This window comes from Pedobacter sp. 01T416_2 (genome assembly GCF_056398925.1).
In genome coordinates, this window is record NZ_JBFTQI010000062.1 from 1 (window position 1) to 13,021 (window position 13,021).

The 13,021-nt window shown below is 40.5% G+C and carries 2 protein-coding genes; one reads left to right on the forward strand and one right to left on the reverse strand.

The features are described from left to right. Positions 1 to 222 precede the first annotated feature (222 nt). Positions 223 to 2,757 carry a hypothetical protein gene (locus tag AC1DPQ_RS04550; RefSeq protein WP_477578588.1) on the reverse strand — a complete coding sequence of 845 codons (2,535 nt, stop codon included), beginning with the start codon at positions 2,755 to 2,757 and terminating at the stop codon, positions 223 to 225. 295 nt (positions 2,758 to 3,052) lie between these two features. On the opposite strand from AC1DPQ_RS04550, the gene AC1DPQ_RS04555 reads away from it, so the two are divergent. Further along, positions 3,053 to 13,021: Ig-like domain-containing protein (locus AC1DPQ_RS04555; RefSeq protein WP_477608136.1), on the forward strand; the 9,969-nt coding region annotated here is incomplete at its 3' end.

A 13,021-nucleotide genomic window follows, 5' to 3' on the forward strand; every position in this document is an offset into this window, starting at 1 on the left:
AAGTTTGTGCATCCTGCAACCGCGAAAATGAAAAACTGTTTTTGCCATTTAGCCCCTGTTGAAGCGTTACCCTGCCGCAACGAGGAACGAGGAAGCGAAGTGTAAAAGCGTAAAACGGGAAGAAACTAGATCTTTTATACAGGCCCTGCGCTCCATAAAAAAGGGATTGTAGGCTTTGGATGCATGTGTTTGGAAAAAGCATTGCGATAATTGCAGGGCTTTTTATAGGTTTTGATGCCTGCGGTACGATTTTAAAATTTTAAAGGTATGCTCGAACTCGTAACTGCTTAGGTTAGAATAATCGGGCATGGAGATTTTATGTACCGTTAAAAAGTTTAACAGTTCTTTAATTACGTTTGATACTTCTTCTGATTCTTCGGTATGTTTTAGGGTATCGATCTTACTTAATAACAGGGCAATCTCGAACATCTTAAAATCATTCTTTCCCGTAATACCCAAGCCGATATTAGTTTCTATAAGCGCTTGTTCGTAATTATGTGTTGCATTATAAAAGTTGGCTTTAAACACACTGAAGCTGGCCAAAATAAAATTGGTATAATAGGTGTAATCGCTGCTGATGATTTTATCAACAAATTGCATAATGCGCTGCGCTTTTTTAAAATAGTTGAGCTTGATATAGGTTTGACCTAAGTGAAGCAGTAAAAAAGAAGAGAAAACGGAATGTCTTACATAAAAAATATTGGGGTACTTAGTCAAAATAGCCATAATAAAGCGGTGGCATTCTGCATAGCTTTTTTGAGAAAATAAGGTAATTAATACCAAGCGGTAAGAGAGTATTTCGGTAGAAGTGATTTCTTCGTTTTTCTGTGGTTTACTCTGATCTATCTCCTGGCAAAGTTTTATTATTTTATCTTCCAGGGTTTTACTCTCGTTAGGTTTATTAACCAGGTTATTGTAGAAATAAAGAATTAAATCATAAGGATTAATTGGGAACAATTCATTTAATCTTTTGTAGTTCCGCTTTAGCAGCTGCATGGTATTGGCTAAAGCCACTTTGTCCACATCAATTAGATTAACGTTGCATTCTATTACGTGCAGGATAATCTGAATGTCTTCATTGAGTACATTCTCTGAAATGGTTTTGATGGTTTCTTTATACAGGTTGCTCATGGTTCGCCCTGTAGCCATAATGTCGATAAAATCGACGCCAATGCTTAACTTATTGAAATTAGAATTGGGTTTGCCAAGTTCGTATTTAGACACATAACAGATAAAATCGAAAGCACTGTTTTTTTCAATGTTGGTAAATTGCAGCCTGAAAATGTTTTTTAAGGCTGCAATTTCATTTCTGGTAATACAGAACCTAATTGCCCAGTTAAGTATATAGTCTCTCAGCGAGGTTTGGCCAGGGAAACTGTTTAATATATGCTCGAAAAATGATTTACAAGGCCTGTATTCAAACTTATCAGTGATCTGTATAAATAGGAAATAGGTATAAATATCGTCGTTTAAAAAGCGGACAATTTCTGTAGGGATGGCAGTACTTAATCTTTTTTCTTCGATGATGATCCCGGCATGCAAAAGTTCTTCGTATGCATCGGGATAACAATTGATATAACTCAGGATTTTTTCTTTAGAAACCCTTAATTTCTTATTTCCTTCTGAAATGCTATCGCTTATTTTTTTAAGGAGAAATACTTTTTCAGTGCTTTTTTTTGCCAGAAATACGCGTTTCTCTAAGAAATAACTAATTAATTCATAACGTAATAAAGGATTACTCAGCTCAAGATGGTGGTTCTCATCTTTGAGCTTAAAATAAACCTGTAACCAGAATGGTGTTTTAAACTGAGTTAATAGGGGCAGGCTTACATCTGCCCGGTTGATAATTTTGTTTTCTATATTGCTTAAGGTGTAGAGTACCTCATCAACATTTAACGATGGTACATTACTTAGGGTTTCCTCATCATAAAACAAGCCCGTATACCAGGCTTTAGTTAAAGATGCAGAACCGTAAATAGCGGGTTGAAGATTAATCCAACTATTCGTTCGCAGACCAAATGCGAGCTTAACAAAGTTGTTTTCTTCAATACTGTATAAAAAGTCGATAAACGTTTTAAAATAATTACCTCTTGCTAAATGTTCATCAATACCATCAACAATAATAATGAAACGGCCTTCTCTCTTTTCGGGATTTTTTTTAAAAAAACTGATTAACTCGGAAAGGCTCCCAAATTTAAATTCTTTTAAAAACCAGTCTTTTAAAGTATTTCCAGTTTGAATAATGGTATTAATACTGGTAGAGTTAACCAATAAAACGATGTCGTTTTTGTAGAGTGCATTTTCTGACAGGAAAAAATACTCTATCATGTGTGCAAGCAGTATCGATTTTCCCTGGCCAGGTTGAGCACTTATGGTTGTAAACTGGTAGTTGTTTTTTAAGAAATAATCAAAATCAGGGTAAAAAAAACTTCTGTTGGCGGTAGCACTAAAAGGAATGCCCGAGTTATTTTTATTTGCAATTAACGATATCTCTGTAACAGCATGTGCTTTTAGCTTTAAATCTTGCCAGATACTTTGAACGGAGGTAGTTTGGTTTTCCTTGTCTTTACAAAATGAGTCCCAATCGTTATAACCTATATATTGTGATAAGCTATTTAAAGTAAATAAAGAGAATTTATGTAAGGTGTTCGCAAAGCCAAAAAATCGTTTGATGGTTGTTTCACTTACGTAGTTTTTAGTTTCTTGAAATACATACTCGGAAATAATCTTACAATGAGCTGGGTCGATATTTCTCAAACCAGATTTTATAAGGACAAACTTCCTGAGTTCGATAAGGAGATCGTTAGCATTCATTAATTAACAGATGGGATGACTAGCGCTAATGTCATCATAATTTCACAATTGAAGAAATCTATTCTCTAAGAATGCCCTGTATGAATAAAATGAATGAAATGGGTTGCATAAAAATGAATAGCAATGGATAGGATAGGATGCTATTCTAGATTTAGATTTGTCATAATTATATAATGCACCAAAAAGCATTTACCAAACAAGCATTAGTACATAGTAAGTCTCTAAAATAACGCCTGACATGATGAAAACTCATACTTACTCGTCCCGCATAGGGATAATTAGCAATACCTTAATTGCAATCATCATTCTATTAACGCTCTTCTCCACTAAATCGTATGCGCAAACTAAAATTTTTGCAAATACTGCCACCAAATCGGATCATGTTGATAATGCAACAAATGCAACATTAAACAACAATGATTTTGCTACAGTTAATTCGTACGGTGGAGCGCTACTAGGTATAGGCGCATTCAGTGGAGAACTGGAGCTAAGTTATCCGGCACCAGTTGCTGCAGGAGTTACATCCTATATCAGAATAGATTTTGACGGCGATATCCTGAACAGATTACTCGGCGGTAGTTTAGGTACTTTATTGGCTAATGTAGGTGGGACAGTTATTCTTGGAAACCATTCGTTCCAGGTAGGCGCCAGAAACGGAACTACAGCCGTACCGCCAACGGGTGGTAATAGTGTAGACGGATTTTCTTCAGATAATTTACGCTTAGTAAAAGATGCAAATGGTTATTTTTACATTGCAATAACCCCTACACAGACTTACAATAGGGTGTTTATAAAAGATGTAACCAATGCACTTTTGCTTGGAGCTAGTAACAGTACAAAGGTTTATTATTCATTTTATACTTCAGGTAATGATCCTTGTGCACAGGCATTTACTACAGGGTATGAAGGCACTGGTATTACACTTGATGCCTTGCAATTGGGTAGTTCGGGGGTAACCAATAGCGAAAGGGCTATTGATTCGGATCCAAATAATTTTTCTCAACTTAGTTTAGGTATACTTGGCGTCGGTTCATCCATTAGCCAAAATTTTTATTTTGCAACACCATCAAATCCAGGTGACGATATTAACCTGAGATTTGGTACTACCTCTGCGTTGCTAACAGCAGGAGTTTTACAGAACATTTCGATAACCGCATATAATGGTGGTACCCAGGTATACACCGGATCAGTTCCGACTACGTTAAATTTAGATTTATTAGGTCTATTAAATAGTGGACAGCCGGTATCGATTCCTTTTTCTCCAGGCGCAAATGTAGTATACGACAGGGTGAAGGTAACACTAGGTTCGGTAGTTACTTTAAACCTTACACAAACGCTTAATGTTTATGGTGTGATCCGCTCTGCGGGCAGGCCAACACCAGCAAGCACTGCAATTGCGGCATGTTATAATAGTACAGTGGCTTTAAATGCGACTACGCCAAATACCAACGAATTGCTATGGTATGAGGCTATAGAAGGTGGACTACCAGCAGGCACCGTTGCTTTTAATGGTACTTTTACTACACCTCCATTAACCGCTACTAAAACTTATTATGTTGCTGCCAGAAGATTAGGTTGTACTGCTGAATCGACAAGGATTCCTGTTGTAATTACAGTAAACCCACAAATTATTTTTAACGGATCAACATTAACTAACGCAACACCAGGCTTTGCTTATGCTAAACAATTAGATGCAGCTACTGGCGGTACAGCAGGTTATACTTATGCTTTAGCAGCAGGAAGTACATTGCCAGCTGGTTTAACTTTATCATCAACTGGTGCAATTACCGGAACACCAACCGTAGCCAATGCTTACACTTTTTCAGTTGTTGCAACTGACAGCAAAGGCTGTAAAGCAACTGCAACTTATAATTTAACAGTAACAGCTTCATTGGTACTTACTCCAGGCGCATTGCCTGATGGTTTAACAGGAACGGTTTATCCAACGCAGACTATTCCAGCTGCAACCGGTGGAACAGGGCCATATACCTATACTGCAACCGGTGTACCTCCAGGTTTAACTTTTAATCCAGCAACAAGAGAAATTACCGGAACACCAACTCAACCTGGAATATATACGATACCAGTTACAGTTGTTGATGCGAATGGTAATACCATTACTTCAAATTATACTGTAAAAATTACTGATCCATTGTTGTTACCTACAGCCACCTTAGCTGACGGCACAACTGGTACAGCTTATACTACGCAGATTATTCCAAGTGCAACTGGTGGAACAACACCTTACACGTATTCGGCAACAGGTCTTCCTCCTGGTTTAACTTTTAATCCATCAACTAGAGCCATTACCGGTACACCAACAACACCAGGAACTTATACTGTACCAGTTACGGTAACTGATGCTGATGGAAAAACGGCAACTACAAATTATAGCATTACTGTAAATAGTCCATTGACATTGCCAGCGGCAACCCTACCAGATGGAACAGAGGGTGTGGCTTATGCTACACAAGTTCTGCCGGCTGCAATAGGCGGCGTTGGACCATATACTTATGTAGCCACTGATCTTCCTGCAGGATTAACATTTAATCCAACAACAAGAGAAGTTACCGGTACACCAACTCAGGCAGGTAATTATGCAATAAATGTTACGGTTACCGATAGTCAAGGTAAAACAGCAAGCAACACTTATCCAATTAAAGTAATTGGAACATTAAACTTACCTACAAAAACTTTACCGAACGGAATTGTTGGTACTTCATACTTACCACAAACGTTACCTGCGGTAACTGGTGGTACTTCGCCATATACTTATGTAGCTACAAACCTTCCTCCGGGATTATCGTTCAACCCAACTACAAGAGAAATTACCGGAACGCCAACACAAGGTGGTACCTATAATGTTTCTTTAACCGCTACAGATGCTAACAATAATAAAGCAACTACCAGCTACGCAATAACCGTAACAGTAAATGCGCCGGTTGTCGCTTCTGCGACTGTATGTACCGGAAGTACTGCAACTTTAACCGTTAGCAACCTTCAGCCAGGTGTAACTTATAATTGGTATGCTTCTACTGGAAGTACACCACTGGTAACCGGTAACAACGGCACTTTTGTAACACCTGTTGTAAATTCGGCAACGGTGTTTTATGTTGAGGCCGTTTCTGGAACAGCAATCAGTTCGAGAACATCGGTTTCGGTTTCGGTTAACCCGCCTGCAACTTTGGCTACGGTGACCACCAATAACCAGGTAATCAACTCTGGCCAAACCACAACATTAACCGCAACCGCTGATGCTGGAAATACCATCGCCTGGTTTGACGCACCTTCGGCAGGAACACAGGTTGGAACCGGGACTTCGTTCACTACCCCAGCTTTAACTGCAACCAAAATTTATTACATCGAAACCACAAGTAGCAATGGCTGTAAAAGTGCAAGTCGCGTTCCAGTAACTGTAACCGTAATTAACGGCGGTGGTGCAACAGCTTGTAATGCAGCAAATAGTCAGAATACAGGTATTAATGGTATCTGTTTATTATGTGCTGTAAATGGCGCAGGTAACTCAACAGATGCCGATGCCAACAACTTCACCAGGATTTCTCTTGCTGTAGGTGTTGCAGCAACAGGCTACCAACAATTAATTTTCCCATCAACAGGTGTTGCTACTGATAGCATCCGTTTAGATTTAGCTTTACCAACTGGTTTAGCTGATGTTGGCCTTTTAAACAATGTAACCGTTACCATATTAAATGGTACTACGGTTGTAAGAACAGTACAATTAAACGGTGGATTATTAAACCTTCAACTTTTATCGGGTAACCGCTTTGCTGCAACTGTTTTAGCAGGTGGCGTATACGATAGGGTACAGGTAAGTTTTGGCGCATTAGTTTCGGCTTTAACCAGCTTAGATATTTATGGTGCAACCGTAGTTTACCCTAACCCAACATTTATTGCTGGTGCGCAATCTATCTGTTCAGGTAGCACTGCAACATTAAGTGCAACTGCAAATGGCGGTACTACTTTAGCCTGGTTCGATGCACCAACAGGTGGAAACCAAGTAGGCACGGGTGCAAACTTTACAACTCCGGCCTTAATTGCAACAACTACTTATTATGTTCAGGTAAGCAAAGGAACCTGTTCAAATGCAACAAGAGTTCCGGTGGTTATTACCGTTAACCCAGCAATTGTATTTGCAGGCACAACTTTAACCAATGCAACAATTGCATCTCCTTACAGTAAACAACTTCCGGTTGCTACCGGCGGTACACCTGGTTATACTTATACTTTAGCTGCAGGTAGTACTTTGCCTGCTGGTTTAACTTTATCGCCAAGTGGTGTGGTAAGTGGAACGCCAACAGCAGCAGGTAACCCAACATTCGATGTTGTAGCAACTGATACTAAAGGTTGTAGCACAACTTCAACCTTTACTTTAACCGTAACACCAGCATTGGCTTTGGCTCCGGGAGCATTGCCTAACGGTGTAACAAGTACAACCTATACTACAAACGGAATTCCAGCCGCAACAGGTGGAACCGGACCATATACTTATTCGGCAACAGGTGTTCCTCCGGGATTAACCTTTAATCCGGCAACAAGAGAAATTACAGGTACACCAACTCAAATTGGAACCTTTACCATTCCTGTTACAGTAACAGATGCTAATGGCAATACCATTACTGCTAACTATACAATTAAAGTAACTGATCCATTGGTTTTACCGGCAGCGACTTTAGCTAACGGAACAACAGGAACAGCTTATCCAACACAAACTATTCCATCTGCAACAGGCGGATCAACACCTTATACTTATGCGGCAACTGGTCTTCCTCCGGGATTAACTTTTGATCCGGCTACAAGAGCAATTTCAGGAACACCTACACAATCCGGAACTTTCACAGTACCGGTAACGGTAACCGATGCTGATGGAAAAACAGCAACCAATAACTATACAATCGTAGTGGTTGACCCTTTATTGTTACCAGCAGCAACTTTGCCTGATGGAACTGAGGGAACAGTTTATGCCACACAAACCTTGCCTTCGGCAACTGGTGGTGTTGGTCCATATACGTATGTTGCAACTAATCTTCCGGCCGGATTAACTTTTAATCCAGCAACAAGAGAAGTTTCGGGAACACCTACACAGGCTGGAAATTATTCGATCGGTGTAACTGCTACAGATAGTGAAGGCAGAACCGCAAGCAATACTTATGCACTTAAAGTAATAGGGGTATTATCATTACCAGGTGCAACTTTACCAAACGGCATTGTAGGCACACCTTACCCAACACAAACCTTACCAGCAGTAACAGGTGGAACAGCTCCGTATACTTATTTAGCAACAAACCTTCCTCCGGGATTAAGTTTTAATACTGCAACAAGAGAAATTACAGGAACACCTACTTTAGGAGGAACCTTTACGATTTCTTTAACCGCAACAGATGCAAACGGAAACAAAGCAACAACAGCTTATAGCTTAACCGTAACGGTTAATGCGCCAGTGGTTGCTGCAGCAACTGTTTGTTCTGGAAGCCCAGCTACATTAAGCGTAAGCAATTTGCAGGCTGGCGTAACCTATAACTGGTATGCCTCTACCGGAAGTACACCATTGGTTACTAATAATACAGGTGTTTTTGTAACACCAGCAGTAACCGCTCCAACAGTTTTTTATGTAGAGGCGGTATCTGGAACTGCAGTAAGTTCGAGAACTGCGGTTAATGTTTCAGTTAACCCACCAGCAACTGCTGCAACCGTAACTACGAATAACCAGGTAATTAATGCTGGCCAGTCTACTACATTGTTAGCAACGGCTGATGCAGGCAATACCATTCAATGGTACGATGCTGCAACAGGTGGAACACAGGTAGGAACAGGTACTTCATTTGTTACTCCGGTATTATCGGCAACTACAACTTATTATGTAGAAACTACAAATGCCAGTGGTTGTAAAAGTGCAACCCGCGTTCCGGTAACTGTTACCGTATTAAATAACGGTGGTGGTACTGCATGTAACGCTGCCAACTCACAAAACTCTGGTATAAACGGAATTTGTTTATTGTGTGGTATAACTGGCGCAGGAAATTCTACTGATGCAGATCCTTCTAACTTTACCAGAATATCTCTTGCAGTAGGTGTAGGTGGCTCAGGTTACCAACAATTAATTTTCCCTAACGTTGGAACAGCTACAGATAGTCTTCGTTTAGACTTAGCATTACCAACCGGTTTAGCTGATGTTGGTTTATTAAACAATGTAACTGTTACCGTATTAAATGGTACTACAGTTGTAAAAACAGTACAATTAAACGGCGGACTATTAAATCTCCAGTTGTTATCAGGTAACCGCTTCGCTGCAACTATATTAGCAGGTGGTGCTTACGATAGGGTACAGGTTAGCTTCGGCGCATTAGTTACAGCTTTAACCAGTTTAGATGTTTATGGTGCAACGGTAATTTATCCTAACCCAACGGTAACAGCGGGTGCACAAACCATTTGTGCCGGAAGTACAGCAACATTAACTGCRACTGCAAACGGTGGTACAACATTGGCCTGGTACGATGCAGCAACTGGTGGTACACAATTGGCCACTGGCGAAACATTTACTACACCAGTTTTAACTGCTACCACTACTTATTATATTCAGGTAAGCAAAGGTGGTTGTCCGAACACAGCAAGAGTTCCGGTAACTGTAACGGTTACACCTGCATTACCAACACCAGTATTGGCAACAATAGCTAATGTGTGTGAAGGATCATCAGCAACTTTATCGGTTGCCAATCCGGATGCTGCTGTAACTTATAAATGGTACGATGCCGCGGCAGGTGGAAACTTAGTATTCACTGGCGCGGTATTCCCAACACCGGCATTAACAGCGGCAACTACTTATTATGTAGAAGCATCTCAAGGAAACTGTACAAGCACTAACCGAGCTGCAGCAGCAGTATCAGTAAATCCTCGTCCGGCTTTACCAGTCGTAACTGCAAGTTCATCAACAGTTAGCGCAGGTCAGACTGCAATTTTAACAGCTAGTTCGGCAGATGCAACCAATACTTTCAACTGGTACACTTCAAACACTTCAACCACACCAGTTTATGTAGGCGCAACTTATGTTACACCACCGCTATTAGCCACTACAACTTATTACGTGGAATCGGTTTCTACAAATGGTTGTACATCAGCAAGCCGCGTTCAGGTTACCATTACAGTTGATGGTAATGGATCTCCAAATCCAGTTCCTTGCGAGGCGGCAACAACACAAGTTAACGGTGTTAACGGCGTAGCTTTATTATCCGGTGTATTTAACCCGGCATTGGCTATTGATAACGATACTCAAACCGCATCTTCATTGGTAATGCCAGTAGGAGCGCTTGGTGCTTCAGTTTATCAAAGAGTTGGTTTTGGATCATTATCTAAAGTGGGTGATACGGTACGCGTTTTAGTATCATCTCCAGGAAAACTATTATCACTTTCGTTATTAGGAAACGCTTCCGTTACTACTTATGTTGGAACCAATAGCAATGGTGATTCTAGATTGTTAAATGATAACTTAATCAATGTTCAGTTGTTAAGCGGTAATACCCAGGCCTTAATCACTTTTGTCCCAACGAATGTTTTCGACGGAGTAGAGGTTAGATTAAACTCAGGTTTATTAGGTGCTTTAACATCAATCAATTTAAATTACGCACAACGCGTTTTGGTTGCGCCTACCGTAACATCAGCGAATGTTACTGCTTGTGTTGGCCAAACTGCACAGCTTGAAGTAAGCAACCCATCAGCAAGTTTAACCTACAGATGGTACGATGCTACAGGTACATACTTAACCGGTAAAGACGGTATCATATTTACTACCCCAGTTTTAACAGGCGATACTAAATTCTACGTTGCAGCAGTTTCTGCAACTGGTTGTGTAAGCTATAAAACAGTAGTTAATGTAACTACAAACCCTGCACCGGTAACACCAGATCTACTTTCAGCATCTGTAAATACCTGTCCGAATACATCAGTTACTTTCCAGGTTAAAAACCCAATTGCAGGCACAACCTATAACTGGTACGATGCTGCAACAGGTGGAAACTTAGTATTTACAGGCGATAACTTTACAACACCTTTAATTACTGCAAATACGAGTTATTTTGTAGCAGCAGTTAATGGCTGTGGTGCTTCATCAACCAGAACAGAGGGCAAAATTATATTAGGAACCATTGATGTTCCGGTAATTACGCCACCATCAATTACCATCAGCGAAGGTTCGGTTGCCGTATTAAAAGCAACTTCGAGTACAGCAGGTGCAACTATTAACTGGTACACTACTGCAAATGGTGTAGTTCCAGTATTTACTGGCGAAACTTATGTAACACCGCAATTAAGTGCAACCACTACATATTATGTAGAAGCTACTATTCCTGGCGGCTGTACTGCAACAAGCAGGGCAACTGTAACCGTTACTGTAATTCCTAACGGTACACCTGTAACCACACCTTGTGGAGCAGCTACAACAACAGTTGCAAGTGGTGTAACAGGAGTGGCATTATTGGCTGGAGTTTTCAACCCTACTTTTGCGGTTGATAATGATATCAATACAGGATCTAGTTTGGTTATCCCAGTGGGATTACTTGGCGCATCTGTTTATCACCATGTTGGCTTTACAGGATTATCAAACGTAGGCGATACGTTAAGAGTGAAAATTACCACTCCGGGTGCATTACTTTCGGTAGGGGTGTTAAACAACTTAACGGTAACCACTTTCCAAGGTACAACCAGCAATAACGATGCGGTTTCTATATCTAACCCATTAATCAGCTTAAAACTATTAACCGGCGGAACATCAGCCATATTAACTTTCGTACCAACCAGTAAATTTGATGGAACAGAGTTAAGATTAAGTTCAGGCCTTTTAGGGGCATTAACATCTGTTAATTTAGATTATGCTCAAAGGGTAATCACTACGCCAACAGTTACCACAGCTACAGCAAGCGCTTGTCAAGGATCATCTGCAACCTTAGGTGTTCAGAACCCTCAAGCAGGTGTAGTGTACAAGTGGTACTTAGGCACAGCTTATCAGGCAGGAAAAGATGGAGCAACTTTCACAACAGATCCAACTTTAACTGCTGGAACTTACATTTATTTGGTAACAGCTACGGCTAACGGTTGTGAGACTGTAGGAACCAAAGTAACTGTAACTATTTTACCTCCGGCAGTAACACCGATCCCATCAACTACCAACCCGGCTACAACCTGTATTGGCTCACCTGCTACCTTAAGTGTACAGGCTGTTGCAGGTATTACTTATAACTGGTACGATGCTGCTACAGGCGGAAACATGCTTGTAACCAACAACAGTAGCTTTACCACGCCTGCATCGCTTGCAGTAGGATTACATGATTACTACGTGGAAGCCGTAAGTGGAGCAGGTTGTTCAAACTCAACACGTACTAAGGTGTCTATCACTGTTAATCCATCAGCAGTTGCTGCCGATTTAACAGTAACCGGAACAACATCATTATGTGCTTCTGGTACAGCGGTGCTTACTGCAGCCAGTACAACAGTAACCAGTCCGGTATTTACTTGGTACACTGATGCTGCTTTAACACAGGTTGCTTTTGTAGGTGCAGTATTTAATACACCAGCCATTACCGTAACTACCAAATACTATGTTACCGTTAGCGGAACAAATAAATGTGCAAACACAGCAGGTAATGCAAAAGAGGTTACGGTAACGGTAAATCCTGTTGCTACGGCTGCAGATATTAACTTAGCTGGAACAAGTACCATTTGCGGAAGCTCTTCAGTTACTTTAAATGCAACAAGTACAACCGTAACCAATCCGGTATTTACCTGGTACAGTGATGCGGCTTTAACTACTGTAGCGTTTACAGGAGCTAACTTTATTACTCCTGCACTTAATGCAACCACTACATATTATGTAACGGTTAAAGGCGATAATAAATGTGAGAATACATCAGCTACTGCAAAATCGATTACCATTACGGTTAATCCTGCGGCTACTGATTCAGACATTGCCATTAACGGAATTGCATCAATCTGTAAAGGATCTACAGCGGCACTGTCTGCTTCAACAACAACAGTAATTAACCCAGTATTTACMTGGTACAGCAATGCAGCTTTAACTACAGTGGCCCATGTAGGTGCCAGCTTTACTACACCTGCGCTTAATGCAACCACCACTTACTATGTAACTGTTAAAGGCGATAATAAATGTGAGAATTTGGCTGCAAATGCTAAGGTTGTTACC